Origin of the sequence: Azonexus caeni (assembly GCF_048146105.1) — a bacterium.
GTDB lineage: Bacteria > Pseudomonadota > Gammaproteobacteria > Burkholderiales > Rhodocyclaceae > Azonexus > Azonexus aromaticus_B.
Map to the genome: position 1 here is coordinate 33,605 of NZ_JBKJAD010000006.1, position 26,320 is coordinate 59,924.

At 62.7% G+C, this 26,320-nt stretch carries 29 protein-coding genes; 25 read left to right on the plus strand and 4 right to left on the minus strand.

Translation table 11 applies throughout. The features are described 5' to 3' along the window. The first annotated feature begins 54 nt into the window (after nt 1-54). Together uvrB and ACLIIZ_RS08505 are read left to right on the plus strand one after the other, a co-directional pair. On the plus strand, nt 55-2,127 hold the full coding sequence (gene uvrB, locus ACLIIZ_RS08500) for an excinuclease ABC subunit UvrB (RefSeq protein WP_416691677.1): 2,073 nt from the start codon (nt 55-57) through the stop codon (nt 2,125-2,127). Beyond that, on the plus strand, nt 2,124-2,600 hold the full coding sequence (locus ACLIIZ_RS08505; protein WP_416691678.1) for a low molecular weight protein-tyrosine-phosphatase: 477 nt from the start codon (nt 2,124-2,126) through the stop codon (nt 2,598-2,600). Before uvrB ends, ACLIIZ_RS08505 begins: the two co-directional genes overlap by 4 nt. Nucleotides 2,601-2,659: 59 nt before the next feature. On the opposite strand, the gene ACLIIZ_RS08510 is transcribed toward ACLIIZ_RS08505, so the two are convergent. Beyond that, nucleotides 2,660-5,347 (minus strand): Rne/Rng family ribonuclease, encoded by a 2,688-nt coding sequence (locus tag ACLIIZ_RS08510; RefSeq protein WP_416691679.1) that lies wholly within the window; start codon nt 5,345-5,347, stop codon nt 2,660-2,662. 397 nt (nt 5,348-5,744) lie between these two features. Between ACLIIZ_RS08510 and ACLIIZ_RS08515 the strand changes: the two genes are divergently transcribed. From ACLIIZ_RS08515 to ACLIIZ_RS08530, 4 genes are read left to right on the plus strand one after another with little or no spacing between them, the layout of a single operon-like run. Then, a complete protein-coding gene (locus ACLIIZ_RS08515) occupies nt 5,745-6,749 on the plus strand; it encodes an RluA family pseudouridine synthase (RefSeq protein ID WP_416691680.1) in 1,005 nt (334 codons plus the stop codon). Further along, complete coding sequence (locus ACLIIZ_RS08520; protein WP_416691681.1) at nt 6,746-7,396, plus strand: HAD family hydrolase; 651 nt, start codon at nt 6,746-6,748, stop codon at nt 7,394-7,396. Before ACLIIZ_RS08515 ends, ACLIIZ_RS08520 begins: the two co-directional genes overlap by 4 nt. Next, nucleotides 7,375-7,734 (plus strand): Rieske (2Fe-2S) protein, encoded by a 360-nt coding sequence (locus ACLIIZ_RS08525; RefSeq protein ID WP_416691682.1) that lies wholly within the window; start codon nt 7,375-7,377, stop codon nt 7,732-7,734. Before ACLIIZ_RS08520 ends, ACLIIZ_RS08525 begins: the two co-directional genes overlap by 22 nt. Further along, nucleotides 7,727-8,686, plus strand: coding sequence for a S49 family peptidase (locus tag ACLIIZ_RS08530; protein WP_416691683.1), 960 nt, complete (start codon nt 7,727-7,729; stop codon nt 8,684-8,686). The genes ACLIIZ_RS08525 and ACLIIZ_RS08530 overlap by 8 nt, the downstream gene beginning before the upstream one ends. Here the strand turns inward: ACLIIZ_RS08530 and ACLIIZ_RS08535 are convergent, their stop codons facing one another. After that, on the minus strand, nt 8,687-9,394 hold the full coding sequence (locus ACLIIZ_RS08535; RefSeq protein WP_416691684.1) for an SAM-dependent methyltransferase: 708 nt from the start codon (nt 9,392-9,394) through the stop codon (nt 8,687-8,689). It abuts the gene before it with no gap. Then, nucleotides 9,394-9,975, minus strand: coding sequence for a Maf family nucleotide pyrophosphatase (locus ACLIIZ_RS08540; RefSeq protein ID WP_416691685.1), 582 nt, complete (start codon nt 9,973-9,975; stop codon nt 9,394-9,396). Before ACLIIZ_RS08540 ends, ACLIIZ_RS08535 begins: the two co-directional genes overlap by 1 nt. A 36-nt stretch (nt 9,976-10,011) precedes the next feature. Here ACLIIZ_RS08540 and ACLIIZ_RS08545 point away from each other — a divergent pair, with 36 nt between their 5' ends. The 9 genes from ACLIIZ_RS08545 to ACLIIZ_RS08585 all read left to right on the plus strand — a co-directional run bounded on the left by ACLIIZ_RS08545 (nt 10,012) and on the right by ACLIIZ_RS08585 (nt 16,599). After that, complete coding sequence (locus ACLIIZ_RS08545; RefSeq protein WP_416691686.1) at nt 10,012-10,575, plus strand: YceD family protein; 564 nt, start codon at nt 10,012-10,014, stop codon at nt 10,573-10,575. Nucleotides 10,576-10,593: 18 nt separating this feature from the next. Next, nucleotides 10,594-10,773 (plus strand): 50S ribosomal protein L32, encoded by a 180-nt coding sequence (gene rpmF / locus ACLIIZ_RS08550; protein WP_374326458.1) that lies wholly within the window; start codon nt 10,594-10,596, stop codon nt 10,771-10,773. A gap of 54 nt (nt 10,774-10,827) precedes the next feature. Further along, the gene (gene plsX, locus ACLIIZ_RS08555) at nt 10,828-11,856 is read left to right on the plus strand and encodes a phosphate acyltransferase PlsX (protein WP_416691687.1); all 1,029 of its coding nucleotides are present in this window, start codon (nt 10,828-10,830) and stop codon (nt 11,854-11,856) included. 2 nt (nt 11,857-11,858) lie between these two features. Continuing rightward, nucleotides 11,859-12,818: a beta-ketoacyl-ACP synthase III gene (locus ACLIIZ_RS08560; protein WP_416691688.1), complete on the plus strand. Its 960-nt coding sequence runs from the start codon at nt 11,859-11,861 to the stop codon at nt 12,816-12,818. 16 nt (nt 12,819-12,834) lie between these two features. Further along, nucleotides 12,835-13,761, plus strand: coding sequence for an ACP S-malonyltransferase (gene fabD, locus ACLIIZ_RS08565; protein ID WP_416691689.1), 927 nt, complete (start codon nt 12,835-12,837; stop codon nt 13,759-13,761). A 6-nt stretch (nt 13,762-13,767) separates the two neighbouring features. Beyond that, nucleotides 13,768-14,508 (plus strand): 3-oxoacyl-ACP reductase FabG, encoded by a 741-nt coding sequence (gene fabG / locus ACLIIZ_RS08570; protein ID WP_416691690.1) that lies wholly within the window; start codon nt 13,768-13,770, stop codon nt 14,506-14,508. 73 nt (nt 14,509-14,581) lie between these two features. After that, the gene (gene acpP, locus ACLIIZ_RS08575) at nt 14,582-14,818 is read left to right on the plus strand and encodes an acyl carrier protein (RefSeq protein ID WP_028995618.1); all 237 of its coding nucleotides are present in this window, start codon (nt 14,582-14,584) and stop codon (nt 14,816-14,818) included. A 75-nt stretch (nt 14,819-14,893) separates the two neighbouring features. Further along, nucleotides 14,894-16,129 (plus strand): beta-ketoacyl-ACP synthase II, encoded by a 1,236-nt coding sequence (gene fabF / locus ACLIIZ_RS08580; RefSeq protein WP_416691691.1) that lies wholly within the window; start codon nt 14,894-14,896, stop codon nt 16,127-16,129. Nucleotides 16,130-16,161: 32 nt separating this feature from the next. Beyond that, the gene (locus tag ACLIIZ_RS08585; protein ID WP_416691692.1) at nt 16,162-16,599 is read left to right on the plus strand and encodes a protein YgfX; all 438 of its coding nucleotides are present in this window, start codon (nt 16,162-16,164) and stop codon (nt 16,597-16,599) included. Here the strand turns inward: ACLIIZ_RS08585 and nadB are convergent. Then, a complete protein-coding gene (nadB, locus tag ACLIIZ_RS08590) occupies nt 16,571-18,151 on the minus strand; it encodes an L-aspartate oxidase (protein ID WP_416691693.1) in 1,581 nt (526 codons plus the stop codon). The two genes, ACLIIZ_RS08585 and nadB, sit on opposite strands and share 29 nt — an antisense overlap. A 152-nt stretch (nt 18,152-18,303) precedes the next feature. Between nadB and rpoE the strand changes: the two genes are divergently transcribed. The 10 genes from rpoE to recO are packed head-to-tail and all read left to right on the plus strand — an operon-like array spanning nt 18,304 to nt 26,318. Further along, nucleotides 18,304-18,903, plus strand: a complete 600-nt coding sequence (gene rpoE, locus ACLIIZ_RS08595) for an RNA polymerase sigma factor RpoE (RefSeq protein ID WP_416691694.1) — start codon at nt 18,304-18,306, stop codon at nt 18,901-18,903. Nucleotides 18,904-18,906: 3 nt separating this feature from the next. Then, nucleotides 18,907-19,359 (plus strand): SoxR reducing system RseC family protein, encoded by a 453-nt coding sequence (locus ACLIIZ_RS08600; RefSeq protein WP_416691695.1) that lies wholly within the window; start codon nt 18,907-18,909, stop codon nt 19,357-19,359. After that, nucleotides 19,356-20,780 (plus strand): DegQ family serine endoprotease, encoded by a 1,425-nt coding sequence (locus tag ACLIIZ_RS08605; protein WP_416691696.1) that lies wholly within the window; start codon nt 19,356-19,358, stop codon nt 20,778-20,780. Before ACLIIZ_RS08600 ends, ACLIIZ_RS08605 begins: the two co-directional genes overlap by 4 nt. Beyond that, nucleotides 20,770-21,015, plus strand: coding sequence for a glutaredoxin family protein (locus ACLIIZ_RS08610; RefSeq protein WP_416691697.1), 246 nt, complete (start codon nt 20,770-20,772; stop codon nt 21,013-21,015). Before ACLIIZ_RS08605 ends, ACLIIZ_RS08610 begins: the two co-directional genes overlap by 11 nt. Before the next feature lie 58 nt (nt 21,016-21,073). Continuing rightward, a complete protein-coding gene (gene lepA / locus ACLIIZ_RS08615) occupies nt 21,074-22,864 on the plus strand; it encodes a translation elongation factor 4 (protein ID WP_416691698.1) in 1,791 nt (596 codons plus the stop codon). 8 nt (nt 22,865-22,872) lie between these two features. Continuing rightward, nucleotides 22,873-23,661, plus strand: coding sequence for a signal peptidase I (lepB, locus tag ACLIIZ_RS08620; RefSeq protein WP_416691699.1), 789 nt, complete (start codon nt 22,873-22,875; stop codon nt 23,659-23,661). 10 nt (nt 23,662-23,671) lie between these two features. Next, nucleotides 23,672-24,025, plus strand: a complete 354-nt coding sequence (locus tag ACLIIZ_RS08625) for a DUF4845 domain-containing protein (RefSeq protein WP_416691700.1) — start codon at nt 23,672-23,674, stop codon at nt 24,023-24,025. A gap of 2 nt (nt 24,026-24,027) precedes the next feature. Then, a complete protein-coding gene (gene rnc, locus ACLIIZ_RS08630) occupies nt 24,028-24,696 on the plus strand; it encodes a ribonuclease III (RefSeq protein WP_416691701.1) in 669 nt (222 codons plus the stop codon). Beyond that, nucleotides 24,693-25,577, plus strand: a complete 885-nt coding sequence (gene era, locus ACLIIZ_RS08635) for a GTPase Era (protein ID WP_416691702.1) — start codon at nt 24,693-24,695, stop codon at nt 25,575-25,577. The genes rnc and era overlap by 4 nt, the downstream gene beginning before the upstream one ends. Before the next feature lie 12 nt (nt 25,578-25,589). After that, nucleotides 25,590-26,318 carry a DNA repair protein RecO gene (gene recO / locus ACLIIZ_RS08640; protein WP_416691703.1) on the plus strand — a complete coding sequence of 243 codons (729 nt, stop codon included), beginning with the start codon at nt 25,590-25,592 and terminating at the stop codon, nt 26,316-26,318. Nucleotides 26,319-26,320: the final 2 nt, after the last annotated feature.

A 26,320-nucleotide genomic window follows, 5' to 3' on the forward strand; every position in this document is an offset into this window, starting at 1 on the left:
AAACAACAATAACGCGCGATGCCTGCATCGCGACGACAAGCGCAGAATTTTATCATGAGCGAATCCAACAGCAGCACGCCCGTCGTCTGTTTCGACGGCAGTCCGTATCGTTTGCACCAGCCGTTTCCGCCGGCCGGCGACCAGCCCGAGGCGATCCGCCTGCTGGTCGAGGGGATCGAGGATGGCCTGTCCTTCCAGACCCTGCTCGGCGTCACCGGTTCGGGCAAGACCTACACGATGGCCAACGTCATCGCCCGCACCGGTCGCCCGGCGCTGGTCCTGGCACCAAACAAGACGCTGGCGGCGCAGTTGTACTCGGAGTTCAAGGAGTTCTTTCCGGAGAACGCCGTCGAGTACTTCGTCTCCTACTACGACTACTACCAGCCGGAAGCCTACGTACCGTCGCGCGACCTGTTCATCGAGAAGGACAGTTCGATCAACGATCACATCGAGCAGATGCGCTTGAGTGCGACGAAGAGTCTGATCGAGCGGCGCGACGTGGTGATCGTCGCCACCGTGTCATGCATCTACGGCATCGGCGACCGCGACGAGTATCACAACATGATCCTGACCATGCGCGTCGGCGACCGCATGGACCAGCGCGACATCGTCAAGCGCCTCACCGACATGCAGTACGAGCGCAACGAGATGGACTTCCACCGCGGCACCTTCCGCGTGCGTGGCGACGTCATCGACATCTTCCCCGCCGAACACGCCGAGCACGCGATCCGCGTCTCGCTGTTCGACGACGAGATCGAGAACCTGCAGTTCTTCGACCCGCTGACCGGCCAGCTTTTCCACAAGGCCTTGCGCTTCACCGTCTTTCCGGCGTCGCACTACGTGACACCGCGGGCGACGGTGGTGCGGGCGATCCAGGCGATCAAGGCGGAACTGCGCGAGCGCATCGAATTCTTCAATCAGCACCAGAAGCTGGTCGAGGCGCAGCGGATCGAGCAGCGCACCCGCTTCGACATCGAGATGCTCGACCAGATCGGCTTCTGCAAGGGCATCGAAAACTACTCGCGGCATTTTTCCGGGCGCCAGGCCGGGGAAGCGCCGCCGACGCTGATTGACTACCTCGAACGCGACGCGATCATGTTCATCGACGAATCGCACGTCACCATCGGCCAGGTCGGCGGCATGTACAAGGGCGACCGCTCGCGTAAGGAAAACCTGGTCGATTACGGCTTCCGCCTGCCTTCAGCACTCGACAACCGGCCGCTGCAATTCAACGAGTTCGAGGCGCAGATGCGGCAGACGATTTTCGTCTCTGCGACCCCGGCCGACTACGAGCAGCAGCATGCCGGCCAGGTGGTCGAGCAGGTGGTGCGGCCGACCGGTCTGATCGACCCCGAGGTGCTGGTACGTCCGGCGACGACGCAGGTCGATGATCTTCTTGGCGAAATCAATAAGCGGATTGCCGTTGCTGAGCGGGTGCTGGTGACGACGCTGACCAAGCGCATGGCCGAGGACCTGACCGATTTCCTGGCCGACAATGGGATCAAGGTGCGTTACCTGCACTCCGACATCGATACCGTCGAGCGCGTTGAAATCATCCGCGATCTGCGCCTCGGCGAATTCGACGTGCTGGTCGGCATCAACCTGCTGCGCGAAGGGCTGGACATTCCCGAGGTGTCGCTGGTGGCGATTCTCGATGCCGACAAGGAAGGTTTCCTGCGCTCGGAACGCTCGCTGATCCAGACGATAGGGCGTGCCGCGCGTCATATTCATGGCACAGCGATCCTTTACGCTGATAGGATTACGCAATCCATGCAAAAAGCCATCGCCGAGACGGAGCGGCGGCGGGAAAAGCAGATCGCATTCAATGAGCAGCACGGCATCGTGCCGCGTGGGGTGTCGAAGAAGATCAAGGACATCATCGACGGGGTATACGATGCCGAATCGGCGCAGACCGAGCTGAAGGCGGCGCAGCAGCTTGCGGTTTACGAAGCCATGGATGAAAAAACCGTCGCCAGGGAAATCAAGCGGCTCGAAAAGCAGATGCTCGAGTGCGCGAAGAACCTGGAATTCGAAAAAGCGGCGGCTGCGCGCGACGAACTTTTCCGGCTCAGGGAGCGGGTTTTCGGCGCCGCGCAGCACGACCCTGGTGGAGAAAACAAGCAATGAACTTTCGCGTGCTGCTCGTCTGCATGGGCAACATCTGCCGTTCGCCGACCGCCGAGGCGGTGTTGCGGCATTACATCCGGAATCATCGTCTGGGCGACAAGGTCGAGGTCGATTCGGCAGGCACCCACGGCTACCACGTCGGTGAAGCTCCTGACGCCAGGACGCAGCGGGCGGCAAGGGCGCGCGGTTACGACCTGTCGCAATTGCGGGCGCGCAAGGTGGCGCGCCAGGATCTCGATTATTTCGACCTGATCCTGGCCATGGATCGAACCAACCTGGACAACCTGCAACGGATGGCCAGCCTGGAACAGCAGGGCAAAATCCGCTTGTTCATGGATTACGCGAAGAATTTCGAAGATGACGAGGTGCCGGACCCGTACTACGGTCTCGGCTACGGTTTCGATCTGGTGCTCGACATGGTTGAAGATGGCGCACAGGGTATCGTCGACGAGTTGCTAAGCCGCTTGCGCTGAAACGACGCAAACGGAAAAGGGCGTCCGAGGACGCCCTTTTCATCCAAGCCAGCCTGTTCTTAGTCCTGCTTCTGGGTTTCGACTATGATCAGGGGCTCGGTTTGACTGCTTTCGACCGCCTTCGGCTTGCGCGGACGGCCCAGTTTAACCGGTGCTTCGACAGGCGCCACCGTGATCGCCGAGGTGGTCTGGACCATCACCAGGCCGCTTTCCGAAAGCGCGGCATCGAGATCGACGGGGGCCGCTGCTGCTACCGGTGCAGGTGCTGCAACGGGTTCGGCCTCGACTTCGACTACGGTTTGCGGGACGGTGAGGGTTTCGACGGCTGCAACGACGGGTTCGGTTTCGACCACCACGGTCGCCGGTTCTACAACGACGGCCTCGGTAGCTGTTTCAACGACAGGCTCCGGCGTCGCCGGGACTGTTGCTTCGGCAGGCGTCTGTGGCGCCACGACGGCTTCGACGATAGCTTCAGCCGCTTCCGTTGCGACGACGGCTGCCGGAATGATCACTTCGACCGGCGTTGCGTTGTCTTCGGAGATTGCGGTCACAGCGGAAGCCGCAACTTCGCCTGCCGGGTTCAGGCCGCTTTCCTGATTTTCCTGGTCGATGCGCCGCTCACCACGGCCGCGGCCACCGCGCCGGCCGCGCCGACGGTTGCCGGCTTGCTGGTCGTCCCCGGGCGAAACGGTGGCGAGTGCCGGGTTGGCGCTGTTCTCTACGACTTCAGCGGGGGCCGGTTGTTCAATGACGGGCTTTGCTTCGTTTTGCGGACGCTCGCGCTTTTCCTTGCGCGGGCGACGTTCCTGGCGCGGTTCGCTAGCGGCGTTGGCAGTGTTTGCGTTTTCTTCGCGGGCGGGGCGTTCGGCGCGTTCCGGGCGGTTGGCGCGATCGCCTTCATCGCGACGATTGTTGCGGTTGTTGCCCCGCCGGCCATCGTTGCGCTCGCGCCGGCTATCGGCGTTGCCACGACCTTCGCGGGGTTTGCGCTGGGGCTCGCTCGGGGCGACGGGGGCCGCCGGTGTTGGCGTACCGACGAAAAGCGATTTGATCCAGCCGAACAGGCCGCCTGTTGCGGGAGTGGCCGTGACGGTAACTGCTGCCGGCGTTTCGGCCTTCTCGGCAATCACGGGAGCCGGCTGTTCCGGCGAAATTCCCTTGATTGCTGCTTCCTGGCGCGGCTTGGCGGTGTCGGCCTGGGCGCCGGTCTTTTCCGCTTCGTCAGGCGGCAGGTCGACCATCTTGTAGGACGGCTCACGCAGGTCGTCGTTGTTCAGGTCGTCGTGGCGCAGACGGGTAATGGTATGGGCCGGCGTTTCCAGATGGATGTTCGGGATCAGCAGGATGGTGACCTTGTGGCGCAGCTCGATCGCCTGGATGTCGGTGCGCTTCTCGTTGAGCAGGAAAGTGGCGACATCGACCGGGACCTGGACATGCACGGCACCGGTGTTTTCCTTCATTGCTTCCTCTTCAAGGATGCGCAGGATGTGCAGCGCGGCCGATTCGGTCGACCGGATGTGGCCGGTGCCGGTGCAGCGCGGGCAAGGGATGTAGCTGGTTTCGGCGAGCGCCGGACGCAGGCGCTGGCGCGATAGTTCCATCAGGCCGAAACGGCTGATCTTGCCCATCTGGACGCGGGCGCGGTCGAAACGCAGGGCGTCGCGCAGGCGGTTTTCGACCTCGCGCTGGGCCTTGCTGTTCTCCATGTCGATGAAGTCGATGACGATCAGGCCGCCGAGGTCGCGCAGACGCAACTGGCGGGCCAGCTCGTCGGCGGCTTCGAGGTTGGTCTTGAGCGCTGTTTCCTCGATGTCGGCACCCTTGGTGGCGCGACCGGAGTTGACGTCGACGGCAACCAGGGCTTCGGTGTGGTCGATGACGATGGCGCCGCCAGAAGGCAGGTTGACCTGGCGGGCGAAGGCGGTCTCGATCTGGTGCTCGATCTGGAAGCGCGAGAACAGCGGTACGTCGTCGCTGTAGCGCTTGACGCGATTGACGTTGCCCGGCATCACGGTGCCCATGAAGGCGCGTGCCTGTTCGTGGACTTCGTCGGTATCGATGAGGATTTCACCGATGTCCGGCTGGAAGTAGTCGCGGATGGCGCGGATGACCAGCGAGCCTTCGAGATAGATCAGGAAGGCACCGGATTGCTGCTGGGCAGCGCCTTCGATGGCGCTCCACAGTTGCAGCAGGTAGTTCAGGTCCCACTGCAGCTCTTCGGCCTGACGGCCGATGGCGGCGGTGCGGGCGATCAGGCTCATGCCTTGCGGCACTTCGAGCTGGTCCATGATCTCGCGCAGTTCGGCGCGTTCGTCGCCGTCGACGCGGCGGGAAACGCCGCCGCCGCGCGGGTTGTTCGGCATCAGCACGAGGTAGCGGCCGGCCAGCGAGACGTAGGTGGTCAGCGCGGCGCCCTTGTTGCCGCGTTCGTCCTTGTCGACCTGGACGATCAGTTCCTGGCCTTCCTTGAGGGCCTCGTTGATCTTGGCCTTGTTGGCCTCGACACCCGGCTGGAAATAGGCGCGGGAAACTTCCTTGAACGGCAGGAAGCCGTGGCGGTCGGCACCGTAATCGACGAAGCAGGCTTCGAGCGAGGGTTCGATGCGGGTGATGACGCCTTTGTAGATGTTGCTTTTGCGTTGTTCCTTGGCGGCGGATTCAATGTCGAGATCGATCAGTTTCTGACCATCGACAATGGCGACACGGAGTTCTTCCGCCTGTGTCGCATTGAAGAGCATGCGTTTCATTGTTTTCGGGCTCCAGCGCGCCTTCGGCACACCGCAGCGAAACGCCCATGCAGGCAGCGACAGGTTCAGTTATCGGGTTGCGTCATGTAGTGGAGGCAATGGCGATGATGAATGTGCTGATCGTTGGATATCGCGAGTCTTTTTATCAAATGCGCGATCTGGAATTCCTGCCACGGGCGATCCGTGCGTGCTTAAGGCGAGCTAATCCATTAACATCACTACTTTTGGTGAGTGAACTTAACCAGGCGTTTTACGCGAGTTTGTCCCGGGCAATTGGCACGGGAGGAACTTCGTGGCCTGCCGCTCGGCAGTCGCGCAAAATGGCGCGTGGCGGGCGGTCTGACGGTTCGACATCCCTTGCAAACAGAGACGTAAAACGCAGGCAGTATATTAGAAAATGAATGGCGCAGGTAACAATTCGGTCACCCATCTCGTGATCGGCGAAGAGGCTGCCGGCCAGCGCCTGGACAACTATCTGGTCCGGCACTGCAAGGGGGTGCCGAAGAGTCATTTGTATCGCATCCTGCGCAGCGGCGAGGTCCGCGTGAACAAGGGGAGGGTAGATGCGACCTATCGCCTGCAGCCTGGTGACAGCCTGCGTTTGCCCCCCTTGCGCCTTGCCGAGCGACCGGTCGATGAGATCGCCGAGCTTGCCAAGACGCGTGTCGACCTGCCGGTCATCTACGAGGACGAGGCGCTGCTGGTCATCGACAAGCCCGAGGGGATCGCCGTCCATGGCGGCAGCGGCGTCAGCTTCGGCGTCATCGAGGCCTTGCGCCGGCAGCGGCCGCAGGCCAAGTTCCTCGAACTGGCGCACCGTCTCGACCGGGAGACTTCCGGCATCCTGCTGGTCGGCAAGAAGCGCCTGGCGCTGACCGTGTTGCACGACATGTTCCGCGAACACGGCGCCGGTGCCGACAAGCGTTACCTGGTGCTGGTTCGCGGCCGCTGGATGAACGCCACCCAGCACGTCAAGGCACCCTTGCTCAAATACCTGACCGAAAGCGGCGAGCGCCGTGTCTCGGTGGATGCCGAGGGCAAGGCTTCGCATACCGTGTTCCGCCTGCTGGCGCGCTGGCCTGAGGCGAGCCTGCTCGAGGCGCAGCTAAAGACCGGGCGCACGCATCAAATTCGTGTCCATCTCGCGCATCTCGGTTTTCCCATCCTCGGCGACGAGAAGTACGGCGACTTCAATCTCAACAAGCGTCTGCGCCCGGCCGGCTTGAAACGCATGGCCCTGCACGCCTGGCGCATGGCCTTCCGGCATCCGCTGAGCGGCGCGCCGCTGACCTGCGTGGCGCCGCTGCCGGACGGCATCCGCAGCTACGTTGCGGCGCTTGATGCGGCGACACAAAGGGAGTTCGCCGCCGACAACCTGCAACAGATTCTGGAGCATCGATGAAATACGAACTCGTGGTTTTCGACTGGGACGGCACCTTGCTTGATTCGGCGGGGGCCATCGTCCGTTCCATTCAGGCCGCCTGCCGCGATCTCGGCCTGCCGGTGCCGGATGATGCGCGGGCTCGGCATGTGATCGGCCTCGGATTGGCCGACGCGATGCGGCACGCGGTGCCGGATCTGGCGCCGGAGAACTACCAGGCGATGGTTGATCGCTACCGTCATCATTACCTCTCCGGTGATCATGAGTTGAGCCTCTTCGCTGGCGTACCGGAACTGCTGGCTCGCCTGCAGGGCGCCGGACATGTTCTGGCGGTTGCCACCGGCAAGAGCCGGGTCGGCCTTGAGCGCGCGCTCGACCACTCCGGTCTGCGGCCTCATTTCTCGGCGTCGCGTTGTGCTGATGAATGCCACTCCAAGCCGCATCCGCAGATGCTCGAGGAGCTGATGCTGGAGTTTGGCATGGCGCCAGCGGCAACCGTGATGATCGGCGACACCTCGCACGATTTGCTGATGGCACGCAACGCTGGCGTCGATGCGCTGGCTGTGACTTATGGCGCGCATCCCCACGATCATCTGCTGGAATACGCACCGCGTGCCTGCCTGCACAGCGTGTCCGAACTCGACGCATGGCTGCTGGCCAACGGCTGATCTGCGCCGGCAGCGCGCTGATGGATGGCGGCACGGGCGTGCGCTTCAGCGTCGAGCGCTACGGTCGGCAGCGGCCGGCTTTCGTGATCCGCTACCATGGCAGGGTCTATGCCTACCTTAACGAATGCGCTCACGTGCCGGCCGAACTCGACTTGCAGCCGGGCGAGTTCTTCGATCATTCCAAGTTATACTTGATCTGCGCCATTCATGGCGCGCTGTATGCACCGGATAGCGGTCGCTGCCTCGGCGGCCGCTGCGAGGGCAGGGGGCTGCAAGCCCTGCCGGTGTTCGAGTCCGAGGGTGACGTTTATTTAGTGCTGGAAAACTTCGATGGATAATCTCCAACGCCCGGACAGCGATCCCGGCTGGGAGCGCAAGACCCTGGAAAAACTCGCTTTTGCCACGCTCGACGAGCAGAAGGCAAGACGACGCTGGGGCGTCTTCTTCAAATTGCTCGGTTTCGGTTACCTGACTTTCATCCTGATTGCGCTGGTCGAATGGGACAGCGCCAAGGTGGCCGACAAGCATGTGGCGATGGTCGATCTGCAGGGCGTCATTGCCGCCAACTCGGAAGCCAATGCGGAGACCCTGATTTCGGCGCTGAAGGCGGCGTTCGATGCACCGAACTCACAGGCGGTCGTGTTGCGCATCAACAGCCCCGGTGGGAGCCCGGTGCAGGCCGGTATGGTCAATGACGAGATTCGTCGGCAGCGCGCCAAGTATCCGGACAAGCCGCTCTACGCGGTGGTCGAGGATGTCTGCGCCTCCGGCGGCTATTACGTCGCTGCCGCCGCTGATCGCATTTACGTCAACAAGGCCAGCGTCGTTGGTTCGATCGGGGTGCTGATGGACGGTTTCGGCTTCACCGGCACGATGGAAAAGCTCGGTGTCGAGCGCCGCCTGCTGACCGCCGGCGAGAACAAGGGTTTCCTCGATCCCTTCTCACCGCAGGCTGACGAGCACAAGGCGCACGCCAGGAGTCTGCTGGCCAACATTCACGAGCAGTTCATCAGTGTCGTTCGTGAAGGACGCGGCAAGCGCCTGAAAGAGACCCCGGAAATGTTCTCTGGCCTGATGTGGACCGGCGAACAGAGCATTCGCCTGGGACTGGCTGACGACTTCGGTACGGTCGACAGCGTAGCCCGCGACGTCGTCAAAGTTGAGGAAGTGCTCGACTACACGGTCAAGGAAAACATCGCCGAGCGCTTCGCCAAGAAACTCGGGGCTGGTGCGGTCAACAGCTTCTGGCGCGGTTTTTCGAGCAGTCTGCCAGCCCCGTCGCTGTACTGATCAGCCTAGCAGCAGAAAGACCGTCGGACGCCGCTCGATATCGGGCGGTGTTTGCTTTTTCCACTCGGCGATCGTTCGCGTACGGACCGATTCGCCGGGCAGGCTGAGGTCGGTGGCAACGCAGAGGCGAGTGTTGCCCTGACAAGCCAGCAGGATGGCGTCGAACATCGCCCGGTTGCGATAAGGCGTTTCGATGAACAACTGCGTCTGCTGACGCTTGCGCGACTCCGCTTCGAGATCGCGCAGCGCCTTCAAGCGTTCGCCGTCCTTGGCCGGCAGGTAGCCCTGGAAGGCGAAGCGCTGGCCATTGAGGCCGGAAGCCATCAGTGCCAGCAACAACGACGACGGACCGATCAACGGGACAACCCGGATGTTTTCGCGCTGTGCCAGCGCCACCAGGTCAGCACCGGGATCGGCCACCGCCGGGCAGCCGGCTTCCGATAGCAGGCCGATGTCGTGACCGGCGCGCAGGGGCGCCAGTAACTGGTCAAGCTCGGCGGGGCGGGTGTGCTCGTTGAGTTCGGCGAGTTGCAATTCCTGCAGTGGCAGGTCGGTGCCGGCAGCCTTCAGGAAGGCGCGGGCGCTCTTCGCCTGTTCGACGACGAAGTGGCGCAAGGGGCGCAGGGTCGTCAGTACGCCAGGATGCAGGACCTCCTGCGGCGAGGCGGGGCCCAGCGGCACCGGGATCAGGTAGAGGGTGCCGGCCATCAGAGGATCGCCACGCCTTCTTCGCGCAGCATATCGCACAGCGCGATCAACGGCAGTCCGACCAGCGCGTTCGGGTCGTCACCCTGCAGGCTGGAGAGCAGGGCGATCCCCAGGCCCTCGGACTTGGCCGAGCCGGCACAGTTGTAAGCCGGTTCGCGGCGCAGGTAATTCTCGATTTCCAAGTCGCCAAGCTGGCGAAAACTGACCAGTGTCGGCACGCCTTGCACCTGGCTGCGGCCGCTGCGGCTGTTGTAGAGACACAGGCCGGTGAAGAAATTGACCGTCTTGCCGGAAAGTTCGCGCAGTTGTGCGACGGCGCGCTGATGATCACCTGGTTTGCCGTAGATTTTCCCGTCGACGGTGGCGACCTGGTCGCTACCGATGATCAGGGCGTCCGGATAGGTGTCGGCGACGGCCCGGGCTTTCGCTTCCGAAAGACGCAGGGCAAGGGCTTCCGGGGATTCGCCGGGGAGCGGGCTTTCGTCGGTTTGCGGGTTGGCGACGGCGAAGGGCAGGCCGAGACGAGCGAGCAGTTCGCGGCGGTAAGGGGAGGTTGAAGCGAGAACGAGGGTTGGCATCATGAAAGTTTTTGTTGGACAAGGTGTTGCAACGACTTCTTGAAGCAACACTTTGTTTTGACTTGGCGAGCCAAAAATAATATCATCCGCCGTTTAAGTCGGAACAGATTCAGATTGAAAAGGATCAACGACGCTTTTGCCTTTGCCCGGGATGCGCGCGTTCTTGAAGGAACGCAGGCGGTTGCTGGATTGGGGCGCCTGCATGATTTGCTGGCTGAAGTGTCGGGTGAGGTCGTCTGGCGCCTGGAAGGTTTCAAGGGTGATCTTGGCGAGCCGCTGCTGCATCTGACAGTCGGTGGGTGCATCCCGCTGGCGTGTCAGCGCTGCCTGGAAGCCATTCCTTTTGAGCTGGAGGTCGATACCCTGCTGGAACTCGTTCCGGCGAGTGCCGACCTGTCGCAAGACGAACTGGAAGACGACAGCCGGGATTTTCTTCCGGTGGAGAAGGAACTGGATGTGCTGGAACTGGTTGAGGACGAAATCCTGTTGTCCCTGCCGGTTGCACCACGACATGAAAAATGTGGCCTGCCTGGTGCGGCCGACGCTGGCGAGCGGATCAATCCGTTCGCCGCGCTGGCCGGGCTCAAAGGCAAGCCGAACTGATTTTTTTGGAGTAACGAAATGGCCGTTCAACAGAACAAGAAGTCCCCGTCCAAGCGTGGCATGCATCGCGCTCACGATTTCCTGACCACCCCGCCGATCGCCGTCGAGCCGACGACCGGTGAGACGCACCTGCGTCACCACATTTCCCCGACCGGTTTCTACCGCGGCAAGAAAGTCCTCAAGGGCAAGGGCGAGTAATCGTCTCGTAAAGGGCAGGTGGCTCCTTCGGGAGAGCCTGCCTTTTCTTTTGCCATGACAACCCGCATCGCCATTGATTGCATGGGGGGTGACCACGGTCCGTCGGTGACGGTGCCGGCGGCCATCCGTTTTCTCGCAGAGCATCCGGCGGCAAATCTTCTCCTGGTTGGTCAGGAAGAAGTCTTGCGCCCCTTGCTCGGTGCTGCCGCCGGCGATTCCCGCCTGCGCATCGTGCACGCTTCCGAAGTCGTCGGCATGGACGAATCGCCGGCGCTCGCCCTGCGCAACAAGAAGGATTCGTCGATGCGCGTGGCGATCAACCTCGTCAAGTCCGGCGAGGCGGATGCCTGCGTCTCGGCGGGCAACACCGGCGCCTTGATGGCGATCTCGCGCTTCGTCCTGAAAATGCTGCCGGGTATCGACCGGCCGGCCATCTGCGCGCCACTGCCGACGCTGAACGGCCACACGCACATGCTCGACCTCGGCGCCAATGTCGATTGCGGCCCCGAGCATCTGCTGCAGTTCGGCATCATGGGTGCCATGCTGGTCGCGGCGATGGAGCACAAGGAGCGGCCGACGGTGGGCATCCTCAACATCGGCGAAGAGGAAATCAAGGGCAACGAAGTGGTCAAGGCGGCAGCCGAACTGCTGCGCAACTCCGGCCTGAACTTCATCGGCAACGTCGAAGGCGACGGCATCTACCAGGGCGAGGCAGACGTCATCGTCTGCGACGGCTTTGTCGGCAACGTCGCCCTGAAGACCTCCGAAGGGCTGGCGCAGATGCTGGCGTCGTCGTTGCGTAGCGAGTTCAAGCGCAACTGGCTGACCAAGATCGCGGCGCTGATCGCCATCTCGGTACTCAACAATTTCAAGAAACGTTTCGACCACCGTCGTTACAACGGCGCGATCCTGCTCGGTCTGAAGGGGATTTCGGTGAAGAGCCACGGCTCTGCCGACGCGCTGTCGTTCGGCTATGCCATCGCCCGCGCCTTCGATGCGGCCGAGAACCGGGCGCTGGAGCGCATCAGCGACAGGTTGGCGCAAACGAATGCGGACCGTATGGTCGCAGTGGAGAATGCCTGAGCATGTACGCACGAGTCACCGGTACCGGCAGCTTTCTGCCGGGCAATCCCGTCAGCAATAATGATCTGGCGGCGCGCGGCATCGACACCAGCGATGAATGGATCGCCAGCCGCACCGGCATCCGTAGCCGCCATCTGGCGGAAGCAGGGACGACATCAAGCCAGCTCGGCCTGATCGCCGCGCAGCGGGCCCTCGAAATGGCCGGTGTTGCCGCGGAAGAAATCGACCTGATCATCGTCGCCACGTCGACGCCGGATTTCATCTTTCCCAGCACCGCCTGCATCATCCAGGGCCTGCTCGGCAACAAGGGCGCCGCCGCCTTCGACGTGCAGGCGGTTTGTGCCGGCTTCACCTATGCGCTGGGAATTGCCGAGAAATTCATCGCTGCGGGCAGTCATCGCAAGGCGCTGGTGATCGGCGCCGAGGTCTTCTCGCGCATTCTCGACTGGAATGATCGCGGCACCTGCGTCCTGTTCGGCGACGGTGCCGGCGCCGTGGTGCTCGAAGCTGCGGAGACGCCGGGCATCATGGCCAGCGCGCTGCATGCCGACGGTAGTCAGTTCGCCATCCTCAACGTCCCCGGCCAGATCAGCAATGGCCAGGTGACTGGCGATCCCTTCCTGCGCATGGATGGCCAGGCGGTCTTCAAGTTTGCCGTCAAGGTGCTTGCCGAAGTGGCGGAAGAGGTTTGCGCCAAGGCGGCCATCGCCACCACCGCGATCGACTGGCTGGTCCCGCACCAGGCCAATATCCGCATCATCGAAGCGACCGGCAGGAAGCTCGGCATCGACCGCGAGCGGGTCGTCGTCACCGTCGACCGGCACGGTAACACCTCGGCGGCATCGGTGCCGCTGGCGCTCGACGAGGCGGTCCGCGCCGGCCGCATCCAGCGCGGCCAGAAAGTCCTGGTCGAAGGTGTCGGCGGCGGTTTCACCTGGGGCGCCGCCCTGATCGAATTCTGATAACAGGAGACAAATGATGTCTTTTGCTTTCGTGTTTCCCGGCCAGGGCTCGCAGAGCGTTGGCATGATGGCGGCCTACGGCGACGCCGGCGTGGTTCGTGCCACCTTCGACGAGGGCTCCGCCGCGCTGGGCGACGACCTGTGGGCGATGGTCGCCGACGGTCCCGCTGAGTTGCTGGCGCAGACCGTGAATACACAACCGGTCATGCTCACCGCCGGCATCGCCGCCTGGCGTTTGTGGCTGGAGAAGGGTGGTCGCCGCCCGGCCGTGCTCGCCGGTCACAGCCTGGGCGAATATTCGGCGCTGGTTGCCGCCGGCGTCATCGAGTTCAAGGACGCGGTGCCGCTGGTCCGCCTGCGTGCTGCGGCGATGCAGGAAGCGGTACCGCTTGGCACCGGTGCGATGGCTGCCGTGCTCGGCCTCGACAATGCCGCTATTGCCGCCGCTTGCGACGAAGCGGCGCAAGGCGAGATCGTCGAACCGGTCAATTTCAATGCCAACGGTCAGACCGTGATTGCCGGCCACAAGGCGGCGGTGGAGCGGGCGATGGCTGCCTGCAAGGCGCGTGGCGCCAAGCTGGCGAAGGCTCTGCCGGTGTCGGCGCCCTTCCATTCGTCGCTGATCCGCCCGGCGGCCGACAAGCTGGCCGCCCGTCTGGCCGAACTGGATCTGAAGAAGCCGCTGATTCCGGTGATCAACAACGTCGACGTCGAGATCGAAAACGACCCGCTGCGCATCCGCGATGCCTTGGTTCGTCAGGCCTACAACCCGGTGCGCTGGGTCGAGACCGTGCAGAAGATGGCGGCGATGGGCATCACGACGGTCGCCGAGTGCGGTCCCGGCAAGGTCCTGGCTGGTCTCGCCAAGCGCTGTGCCGATGGTATCAACGGCGTCGCGCTGGCCGATCTGGCCGCGCTCGAAGCCAGCCTCTCTCTGGAGTAAGTACAGATGCTGAACGACAAGATTGCTCTCGTCACCGGCGCCACCCGCGGCATCGGCCGTGCCATCGCACTGGAACTCGGCCGCCAGGGCGCGACCGTGATCGGTACCGCGACCAGCGAGGCCGGCGCCGGCCAGATTTCCGCCTATCTCGGCGCAGCCGGCATCCCGGGACGTGGGGTGGTTCTCAACGTCACCGACAGCGCCGCCAGCGATGCCTTGCTCGCCGACCTGGCCAAGGAATTCGGCGCCATCACCGTCCTCGTCAATAACGCCGGCATCACCCGCGACAACCTGGCGATGCGCATGGGCGACGATGAATGGGATGCCGTCATCGACACCAACCTGAAAGCGGTTTTCCGGCTCTCGCGCGCCCTGATGCGCGGCATGATGAAGGCGCGTTTCGGCCGTATCGTCAATATTTCCTCGGTGGTCGGTCATTCCGGCAATCCGGGGCAGGCCAATTACTGCGCCGCCAAGGCCGGGGTGGCTGGGTTGAGCCGCTCGCTCGCCCGCGAACTGGGCAGCCGCAACATCACGGTCAATTGCGTCGCGCCTGGCTTCATCGCCACCGACATGACGCATGCCTTGACCGAAGAACAGAAGGCGGCCATGCTGGCGGCGATCCCGCTCGGCCGCGCGGGTACGCCGGAAGACGTGGCCGGTGCTGTCGGTTTCCTGGTGTCGCCCGCCGGTGCTTATGTGACGGGCACCACGCTGCATGTCAACGGCGGCATGTTCATGGATTGATTCCCCGAATCCGGGGCTTTTGGTAGAATCTCAACGTTTTTTTTCGTACCCCGAGGGGGAAGGAGTTTTTCGAATGGATAACATCGTAGAGCGCGTCAAGAAGATCGTCGCCGAACAACTGGGTGTGAACGAAGCGGACATCAAGAACGAGTCCTCCTTCGTCGACGATCTGGGCGCGGATTCGCTGGACACCGTCGAGCTGGTCATGGCTCTGGAAGAGGAATTCGAGTGCGAAATTCCGGACGACCAGGCCGAGAAGATCACGACCGTCCAGCAGGCTGTCGATTACATCCTCGCCAACAAGCAGTAAGCCAATTCCGGTTTGACCCCGACAAGGCCGGCCCGCTAGGCCGGCCTTGTTACTTTTGCTTTCGGAGTGCACATCTTGGCACGTCGCAGAGTCGTCATTACCGGCCTGGGTCTGGTTTCCCCGGTCGGCAACAGCGTCGAAGAAGGCTGGCAGAACATTCTTGCCGGCCGTTCCGGCATTGCGCCGATTACCCGTTTCGACACCTCCGGTTTCCCGGTCCAGTTTGCCGGCGAAGTCAGGAATTTCGACATCACCCAGTACATTTCCGCCAAGGACGCCCGGCGCATGGATACCTTCATCCATTACGGGCTGGCTGCCGGCATCCAGGCGGTACGCGATGCCGGGCTGGATCAGGAAGGTGTGGCTGATCTCGAGCGTGTCGGTGTCGCCATCGGTTCCGGCATCGGCGGCCTGCCGCTGATCGAAGCCACCAAGGATGAATACAACGCCGCTGGCGTGCGCAAGGTATCGCCGTTCTTCGTGCCCGGTTCGATCATCAACATGATCTCCGGCAACCTGTCGATCGAATTCGGCTTCAAGGGGCCGAACCTGTCGATCGTTACCGCCTGCACCACCGGCACCCATTCGATCGGCGAAGCCGCGCGCATCATCGAGTACGGCGATGCCGACGTGATGGTTGCCGGCGGTGCTGAATCGACGGTTTCGCCGCTCGGCCTGGGCGGCTTCTGCGCCGCCCGTGCGCTGTCCACCCGCAACGACGACCCGGCTACCGCCAGCCGTCCGTGGGACAAGGATCGCGACGGTTTCGTGCTGGGCGAGGGCGCCGGGGTACTGGTGCTTGAGGAATACGAGCACGCCAAGGCCCGCGGTGCGAAGATTTACGCCGAAGTGGCTGGCTACGGCATGAGTGCTGACGCTTATCACATCACCGCGCCGAACATGGACGGTCCGCGCCGTTCTATGGTCAATGCGCTGAAGAACGCTGGCGTGTCGCCGGCCGACGTTCAGTACGTCAACGCCCATGGCACCTCGACGCCGCTCGGCGACAAGAACGAGTGTGATGCGATCAAGGCGGCTTTCGGCGATGCGGCAAAATCGATCGTCGTCAATTCGACCAAGTCGATGACCGGCCACCTGCTCGGCGGCGCCGGTGGGATCGAGTCCTTGTTCACCGTGCTGGCCATCCATCACCAAGTGTCGCCACCGACCATCAACATCTTCAATCAGGATCCGGAATGCGATCTGGATTTCTGCGCCAATGCGGCGCGGCCGATGCAGATCGACATCGCGCTGAAAAACAACTTCGGTTTCGGCGGTACCAACGGCTCGCTGGTGTTCAAGCGGGTCTGAGGCGCTAGTCGCGAAAGCGTGTAACGGTGCAGTTGCCGATCATCATCGGACTGCACCGTTCTTCATTGCAGCGCCGCATTTTTCTGCTCGTCACGCAGGCGGTGCTGCTGGCCATCCTGCTCTTGCCTGTGTCGCTGGTGTGGCGTTCCTGCTGCCTGCTGCTGCTCTTGCCAATCTTGTCAAGGGGCTGGGGCAGGCTGAACGCGCTGCCCTGCCGTTTGCGTCTCGAGCGCGACGGCAGCGTTTCGCTTGCTCAGGCCGGCAGCGACGAATTCCGGCAGGCTTATTGTTTGCCTGGCGCGACGGTGCATCCGGCGCTGTGCGTGTTCCGGCTGCGCGAAGCGGGTGGCGGGCAAACGCATGTCGTGCTGGTGACCGGCGATAGTACGTCGGCCGACGAATTTCGCCGGCTGCGGGTCTTCCTGCGCTGGCGCGCAGTCTTCAGTGGTTCTCCCAGCGCGATGGAGTGAGTACCGTGTTGTGCGCGCGCGCCGCCGTTTCCGGATAATCCCGGGAATAGTGGAGGCCGCGGCTTTCCTTGCGGTGCATGGCGCAGCGGATGATCAGTTCGGCCGTCAGGACCAGGTTGCGCAGTTCGATCAGGTCGTGACTGACGCGGAAGTGCGAGTAGAACTCGTGAATCTCCTGCTTCAGCAGTTCGACCCGGTGCTCGGCTCGCTGCAGGCGCTTGGTGGTACGGACGATGCCGACGTAGTCCCACATGAAACGGCGTAGCTCGTCCCAATTGTGCGAAATGACGACTTCCTCGTCGGCGTCGGTCACCCGACTCTCGTCCCATTGCGGCAGCACCGGCAGTTCGCTGGGCGCTTGCGCCAGCATGTCGTTGACCGCGGCCTCCGAAAAGACGAGGCATTCGAGCAACGAGTTCGAGGCCAGGCGATTGGCGCCGTGCAGGCCGGTGCAGGAAGCTTCACCGGCAACGTACAGCCCTTCGACGTCGGTGCGACCGTTGAGGTCGCAGACGATGCCGCCGCAGGTGTAATGAGCCGCCGGGACGACCGGGATCGGTTCGCGCGTGATGTCGATGCCGAGTTCCAGGCAGCGTGCGTGAATGTTCGGGAAGTGCTCGCGGATGAAGTCTTCGCCCTTGTGCGAAATATCGAGGTAGACGCAGTCGAGGCCGCGCTTCTTCATTTCGAAATCGATGGCGCGGGCGACGATGTCGCGTGGTGCCAGTTCGCAGCGCTCATCGTGCTCCGGCATGAAGCGCGTACCGTCTGGCAGCTTGAGCAAGCCACCTTCGCCGCGTACCGCCTCGGAGATCAGGAAGGATTTGGCGTTCGGGTGGTAGAGGCAGGTCGGATGGAACTGGATGAATTCCATGTTGGCGACCCGGCAACCGGCGCGCCAGGCCATGGCGATGCCGTCGCCGGTCGAGGTGTCGGGGTTGGTCGTAAATAGATAGACCTTGCCGGCACCACCGGTGGCGATCAGCGTGTTGCGGGCTCCCATGGTCAGGACTTCGCCGCTCTGGTTGTCGAGGACGTAGGCGCCGAAACAGCGGTTTTCGCCGTTGCCGATCTTGCCGCCGGTGATCAGATCGACCGCGATGTGATCCTCGAATACCGTGATGTTCGGGTTGCTGCGGACTTTTTCCGTCAGTGTCTGCTGGACTGCGGCACCGGTGGCGTCGGCGACGTGGATGACACGGCGGGCGCTATGTCCGCCCTCACGGGTCAGGTGGTAGCCAGACTCGTCCTTGGTGAAAGGAACCCCTTGTTCGATCAGCCAGTCGATGGCGCGGCGACCATTTTCGACGACGAAGCGGGTCGCCTTCTCGTCGTTGAGCCAGGCACCGGCGACGAAGGTGTCGCGGATGTGCGCCTCGATCGAATCCTGGTTGTCGAGCACGGCGGCAATGCCACCTTGCGCCCAGCCGGAGGCGGAGTCCTCGAGCTTGCGCTTGCTGATCAGCGCGACCCGGCAATGTCCGGCGAGCCGCAATGCGGCGGATTGGCCGGCCAGGCCACTGCCGATGATGAGCACATCAAAGTTATGCACGATGACTTACTGGGAAAAATGGTCCGGGGCGCAATATAGCACGCAGGAAACGCTTCATGCAGTTACAGAAAATCACACGCGGGCGGGGATGGCGTTTACGGGGCTGCGTTATACTGCGCTCCGACAAGAATACTTCCCGGGGAAAAACGGCCATGAGCGAGCGCGAGGTCGATCAGTTACTGGTCGAGCGGGCGCAAGGCGGCGATCAGACTGCCTTCGACCAATTGGTGAGCAAGTACCAGCGCAAGCTGGGCCGCTTGCTGTCGCGCTTCATCCGCGATCCGGCCGAAGTCGAGGACGTGGCGCAGGAAGCCTTCATCAAGGCCTATCGCGCCTTGCCATCGTTCCGCGGCGACAGCGCCTTCTACACCTGGCTGTACCGGATCGGCATCAACACCGCCAAGAACTACCTGGTTTCCCAGGGGCGGCGGGCGCCGACCAGCACCGAATTCGACGCCGACGAAGCCGAAGGCTTCGAGGACGCCGCGCTGCTGCGCGACATCAACACCCCGGAAAGTCTGCTGATGTCGAAGCAGATTGGCGAGACGGTGAACGCGGCGATGGATGCCCTGCCCGAGGAGTTGCGCACGGCGATCGTCCTGCGCGAAATCGAGGGGCTTTCCTACGAGGAAATTGCCAGTCAGATGGATTGTCCGATCGGCACGGTACGCTCGCGCATCTTTCGCGCCCGCGAAGCGGTGGCCAGCAAGCTGCGTCCCTTGCTGGACATTGCGCCAGACCGGCGCTGGTGAAACATGTCTGCTGAAGAAAATATTGCCCATGCGGTTGTCCGTTCGCTCGAAGCGGACATGGTCGAGGTCGAAATTGAACAAGGTTGTGGTCGTTGCCATGAGGAAGGCGGCTGCGGCGGCCAGAACCTGACCCAGATGTTTGCCGCCGGGCCGCGCCACTATCGTCTGCCGAACACCGTCGGTGCCGGCATTGGCGACCGCGTGGCGATTGCCATCGCGCCGGGCAGTGTGCGCCGTAGCGCCAACTTTGCTTATGGTGTGCCGCTTGCTGCCTTGTTCGTCGGTGCGCTCGCTGGCGGGCAACTGGCTGGCGACAACGGCGCCATGCTGGGCGCCGCTGCCGGACTGTTGCTGGCTTTTCTCTACCTTGCCTGGCGCAGGCCAGCGGCATCGCAAGTGGCAGCGCCGCAGATCGTTTCCCGCTTGCCGACCAAATCGGGGAGTTGCAGTCGATGAAGCGTTTTCTGGCCCTGCTTGCGTGCAGCCTGACGATCGGCTTCGTCCAGGCGCAAAACCGGTCGCTGCCCGATTTTGCCGACCTTGCCGAAAAGCAGGGGGCTGCGGTGGTCAATATCAGCACCCTGCAGGCGCCGCGTGGGCGTTCCGGCGCTTCGCCGTTCCCGCTTGACGAGAGCGATCCGGCTTTTGAATTCTTCCGCCGCTTCTTTCCAAGGCTTCCCGGCGCTGGTCCGGCGCCGCGCGAATTCGAAAACCGCTCCCTCGGTTCCGGTTTCATCATCGGCGGCGACGGCCATATCCTGACCAACGCCCATGTCATCGAGGGCGCCGATGAGGTCATCGTCCGCCTCACCGACAAACGCGAATTCAAGGCCCGCGTCATTGGCGCCGACAAGCGCAGCGATGTCGCGCTGATCAAGATCGAGGCCAACGGTCTGCCGGTGGTGCGGTTGGGCAATCCGGACAAGCTGCGGGTTGGCGAATGGGTGGTGGCGATCGGTTCGCCTTTCGGTTTCGACAATTCGGTGACCGCCGGCATCGTTTCCGCGAAGGGGCGGGCCTTGCCGCAGGAGAACTATGTTCCCTTCATCCAGACCGATGTGGCGATCAATCCGGGTAATTCCGGCGGCCCGCTGTTCAACCTGGCGGGCGAGGTGATCGGCATCAACTCGCAGATCTACAGCCGCAACGGCGGTTACATGGGCTTGTCCTTCGCCATCCCGATCGATGTGGCGATGGATATCCAGCAACAGTTGCGAGCCGGCGGCAAGGTCAATCGCGGCCGTCTCGGCGTCGTCATTCAGGAGGTCAGCCGCGAACTGGCAGAATCGCTCGGGCTGAGTCGTCCGCAAGGCGCCATCGTCAATGCCGTCGAGGCCGACGGGCCGGCGGCGAAGGCGGGCATTGAGGCAGGGGACGTGATTCTGCGTTTCGACGGCAAACCGATCAACGCTTCCGCCGAACTGCCGCGACTGGTCGCGGCAACCGCGCCGGGAACGCGTTCCGTCGTACAGGTCTGGCGCAAGGGCAAGTTACGTGATCTGACTGTTGTTGTCGGCAAGGTCGCCGACGACGAGCCGGCAACGGGCAAGGCCCCGCGCGGCGCCAAGGCGCCGGCACTGACGAGCAATCGTCTCGGCCTGGTGCTCAGCGAACTCACTGCCGAACAACGGCGTGAGGCCGGGATCGATGCTGGCCTGCTGATCGAGGAGGTGCGCGCCCCGGGGGCACGTGCCGACCTGCAGGCGGGCGACATCATCGTCGCCGTGATCAGTCGCGGCACGACGACCGAGGTCAGGACAGTTGACCAGTTCAACCGCTTGCTCGCCACCTTTGACAAGGGCAGCGCCGTTACGCTGTTGATCCGGCGCGGCAACCTGCAGAATTTCGTCACCATCCGGGGCGGCAATGGCCATTGAACTGACCCTGCTCAGCCGCAGCTACTGCCACCTCTGCCATGACATGGAGGAGGCGTTGGCGCCACTGCTCGCCGAGTTCGAGGCCAGCCTCCAGGTGCTTGACGTCGATGCCGACCCCGATCTTGAAGCCCGTTACGACGAACTGGTGCCGGTCCTGCTGCACGGGGAAACCGAGCTATGCCACCACTTCCTGGACGCCGCCAAAACCCGTGAATATTTGAGCGGAATCCGCTAGAATTCACGGTCTTTCGAACCGAGCAGGGCGCCGAGCGCGCCCTTTTTTACTGGCTGCAATGGACCATATCCGCAATTTTTCGATCATCGCCCACATCGACCACGGCAAATCGACCCTGGCCGATCGCATCATTCATCTCTGCGGCGGCCTGTCCGACCGCGAAATGGAGGCGCAGGTGCTCGATTCGATGGATATCGAGCGCGAACGCGGCATCACCATCAAGGCACAGACGGCAGCGCTGCAGTACAAGGCGCGCGACGGCAGGGTGTACAACCTGAACCTGATCGACACGCCGGGACACGTCGACTTCTCCTACGAAGTCTCGCGCTCGCTGTCCGCCTGCGAAGGTGCGCTGCTGGTCGTCGATGCCTCGCAGGGTGTCGAGGCGCAGACGGTGGCCAACTGCTACACGGCGATCGAGCTCGACGTCGAAGTGCTGCCGGTGCTGAACAAGATCGACCTGCCGTCGGCCGATCCCGATACCGCCCGCCAGGAAATCGAGGATGTGATCGGTATCGACGCCACCGACGCGGTGCTCGCCTCGGCCAAGACCGGCCTCGGCGTCGAGGATATCCTGGAAGCGGTGGTCGCCCGTGTGCCGGCGCCCCAAGGTGATCCGGAGGCGCCGCTGAAGGCGCTGATCATCGACTCATGGTTCGACAACTACGTCGGCGTCGTCATGCTGGTGCGCGTCGTCGACGGCGAGATGAAGCCGAAGGACAAGCTCTATTTCATGGCCACCGGCGCCACCCAGTTGTGCGAACAAGTCGGCGTGTTCACCCCGAAATCGCTGCAGCGTCCGTCGCTGAAGGCCGGCGAAGTCGGCTTCGTGATCTCCGGGATCAAGGAACTGAAAGCCGCCAAGGTTGGCGACACGATCACCCTGGCCGACCGCAAGGCGGATGCACCACTGCCCGGTTTCAAGGAAATCAAGCCGCAGGTGTTCGCCGGCCTCTATCCGGTTGAATCGAACCAGTACGACTCGCTGCGCGAAGCGCTGGAGAAGCTCAAGCTCAACGACGCCTCGCTGCAGTACGAACCGGAAGTCTCGCAAGCGCTCGGCTTCGGCTTCCGCTGCGGCTTCCTTGGCCTGCTGCACATGGAAATCGTCCAGGAACGCCTGGAGCGCGAGTTCGACCAGGACCTGATCACCACTGCGCCGACCGTGGTGTACGAGGTCGTGCAGCGCGACGGCTCGGTGATCCAGGTCGAAAATCCGGCCAAGCTGCCGGAAGTTTCCAAGATCGAAGAAGTGCGTGAGCCAATCATCACCGCCACCATCTTCGTGCCGCAGGATTTCCTCGGCAACGTCATCACGCTGTGCAACCAGAAGCGCGGCAACCAGGTCGACATGCACTACCACGGCCGCCAGGTGAAGCTGGTCTATGAGATGCCGATGGCCGAAGTGGTCATGGATTTCTTCGACAAGCTCAAGTCCTGCTCCAAGGGCTATGCCTCGCTCGACTACGATTTCAAGGAATATCGCGCCGCCGACGTGGTCAAGCTCGACATCCTGATCAACAGCGAGAAGGTCGATGCGCTGTCGCTGATCGTGCATCGCTCGAACTCGCAGTACCGCGGCCGCGAACTCGCGTCCAAGATGCGCGAGCTGATTCCCCGCCAGATGTACGACGTCGCCATCCAGGCGGCCATCGGCTCGCACATCATCGCCCGCGAGAACGTCAAGGCGATGCGCAAGGACGTGCTGGCCAAGTGCTACGGCGGCGACATCACCCGCAAGAAGAAGCTGCTGGAAAAGCAGAAAGCCGGCAAGAAGCGCATGAAGCAGGTCGGCTCGGTGGAAATCCCGCAGGAAGCCTTCCTCGCCGTGCTGCGCGTCGATAACTGAGATAACGCATGAACTTCGCCCTGATCCTCCTCGTCCTGACTGTCGTTACCGGCATCCTCTACGCCATTGACATCCTCAAGTTCCGCAAGCTGCGCGCCGCCAACGACAAACAGCCGCTGTGGGTGGAGTGGGGCGCCGATTTCTTCCCGGTGATCCTGATCGTCTTCGTGCTTCGCTCCTTCCTGTTCGAGCCGTTCAAGATTCCATCCGGCTCGATGATTCCGACCTTGCTGGTCGGCGACTACATCCTGGTCAACAAGTACGCCTACGGCATCCGCCTGCCGGTGATCAACACCAAGGTGATCGAGGTCAGTGATCCGCAGCGCGGCGACGTCATGGTCTTCCGCTACCCGGAAGACCCATCGCTCGACTACATCAAGCGCGTCGTCGGCCTGCCGGGCGACACCATCGATTACCACAACAAGCAGTTGCGCATCAACGGCGAGCCGGTGGCGATCAAGCCGGAGGCCGACTTTCTGCACGCCGAGCGCCTGTACTATTCGCAGCAGTTCACGGAAAAGCTCGGCGAAGTCGAACATCGCGTCCTCAACGATGCCGATGCACCGGCCTTCATCCCTGGCGTATCGTCCTTTCCCTACCGCGAGAATTGCACTTACAATGCCAGTGGCGTGACTTGCAAGGTGCCGGACGGTCATTACTTCATGATGGGCGACAATCGCGACAACAGCCGCGACAGTCGCGCCTGGGGTTTTGTGCCGGAAGAGAACGTCGTCGGCAAGGCATTTTTCATCTGGCTGAATTTCAGCGATTTCAGCCGTATCGGTTCATTCAGGTAAGGTGAGAGTAATGAAACAACAACGCGGCGTGGCACTGACCGGACTGATCCTCTGGGGTATCGTCCTCATCCTCGTGGCCGTTCTGGGCATGAAGGTGGTGCCTTCGGTGATCGAGTATTACAAGATTCAGAGCGCGATCAAGGCGGTGGTCGAGAAGGCCAAGCCGGAAGCGACGGTCCCCGAGTTGCGCAAATCCTTCGAAAAGTTTGCCGAAGTCGATCAGTTGGCATTTCCCTCGAAGAATCTCGACATTTTCAAGAACAACCGCGGGCAGATCGTCATCGAATTCGCCTACGACAAGAAAATTCCCTTGTTCGCCAACGCTAGCCTGCTGATCGAATACAAGGGGACGACCGCCAACTAGGCATGAGCTTGCAGATCCTTGCCGAGCGGATCGGCCATCGTTTTGCCGATCCGGCACTGTTGCGGACGGCGCTGACCCATCGCAGTTTCGGTACGCCCAATAACGAACGGCTGGAATTCCTCGGCGACGGCATTCTCGATTGTGTCATCGCCGCGCTCCTCTACCATCGCTTTCCGACCTTGCCTGAAGGCGACTTGTCGCGCCTGCGTGCCAATCTGGTGCGCCAGGAAAGCCTGCACCGGCTGGCGCAGGAGCTGGAAATCGGCAAGGCCCTGCGTCTGGGCGAAGGCGAGTTGAAAAGCGGCGGCGCGACACGCCCCTCGATCCTCGCTGATGCGCTGGAAGCGATCTTCGGCGCGATTTACCTCGATGCCGGTTTCGACACCGCGAGCAGTGCGATTTCCCGCCTCTACGCGCCAATGCTTGGCGAACTCAAGCCGGGGCAATTCCAGAAAGACGCCAAGACCCGCCTGCAGGAATGGCTGCAGGGCCGTAAGAAGCCGCTGCCGCGCTATGTGCTGCAGGAAACCAGTGGCGCCGCCCATGAACAATCCTTCGTCGTTGCCTGCGAGATCGATCAGCCGGCGCTGCGTACCCGCGGTACCGGTAGCAGCCGCCGCATCGCCGAACAGAACGCCGCCGAAGCGGCCTTGAAAGCCCTGAACCCATGACCGAAATCCGCTCCGGCTACATCGCCATCGTCGGCCGACCCAACGTCGGCAAGTCGACCTTGCTCAACCACCTGATCGGCGAGAAGATCAGCATCGTTTCGCGCAAGGCGCAGACCACCCGGCACCGCATCACAGGCATCCTGACCGAGGCCGACGCGCAGTTCGTCTTCGTCGATACGCCGGGCTTCCAGACCAAGTTCTCGAACGCCCTGAATCGGGCGATGAATCGCGGCGTGACGCAGACCTTGAACGACGTCGATCTCGTCCTCTTCGTCATCGAGGCCGGTCGCTACGACGCCAAGGACAAGGCGGTGGTGCGCCTGTTGCCGAAAGACCGCCCGGTGATCCTGGTCATCAACAAGACCGACCTGCTGAAGAACAAGGAAGCGCTGCTGCCTTTCCTCGCCGAGGTTTCGGCCGATTTCGACTACACCGCCGTGGTCCCGGTCAGCGCCGCCAAGGGCCGGCAGACGCAGGACCTGCTCAAGGAGGCGCGCAAGCACCTGCCGAACGAAGGCCTGATGTTCCCGGAAGACGACCTGACCGACAAGTCGGAGCGTTTCCTCGCCGCCGAATACATCCGCGAGAAGGTCTTCCGCCTGCTCGGCGACGAACTGCCTTACGCCACTGCTGTCGAGATCGAGAAATTCGAAGTCGAGGGCAACCTGCGCCGGATTTACGCAGCCATCGTCGTCGACCGCGAGAATCACAAGGCGATCGTCATCGGCAAGGGCGGCGAATCCCTGAAGCGCATCGCCAGCGAGGCGCGCCAGGACATGGAGCGGCTGTTCGACGGCAAGGTCTATCTCGAAGTCTGGGTCAAGGTGAAGTCGGGCTGGAACGACGACGAACGCCTGCTCAAGAGCCTCGGCTACGAGTAAGCCTGTTTCGCCATGAGTCTGCGCAGCAAGGTCGACGGCCAGCCCGCCTACGTGCTGCACAGCATGCCGTTTCGCGAGACCAGCCTGATCGTCGAGGTCTTCAGCCGCGATTTCGGCCGCATGGCGCTTTTGGCGCGCGGCGCCCGCCGGCCGCGGGCGGCGATCCGTGGTCTGTTGATGGGCTTCCAGCCGCTGGAAATCGGCTGGGCCGGCAAGGGCGAGGTGCTGACGCTGATGAAGGCCGAATGGGTCGGCGGCCAGCCGCTGCTCGGCGGCGAGGCGCTGTTCTGCGGTTACTACCTGAACGAACTGCTGATGCACCTGCTGCCGCGCGAGGACGCCCACCAGGCGCTGTTTGCCCGCTACGCCGAAACCCTGCAGCGGCTCGCCGCGCACAACGACGTGGCAACCCGCGAGGGCGACCTGCGCAGCTTCGAGAAAGCGTTGCTGCAGGAGCTCGGCTACGGCCTGATGCTCGAGCATGACGCCGCCGGCGAGCCGATTGTCGCCGAGGCGTTCTACACTTACCGGATGGAGCAGGGGCCGGTGCGCCTGGCGCACGCCGAGGCCGACGCCCAGGTGGTGCGCGGCAGCAGCCTGCTTGATCTCGGCGCCGGCGATTTCTCCAACCCGCGTTCGCGCGGCGAGGCCAAGACGCTGATGCGTACGCTGCTGAGCTATTACCTGGGCGGCCAGGAACTGGAAACCCGCAAGATTTTCAAGGAGTTGCAGGAACTGTAGTC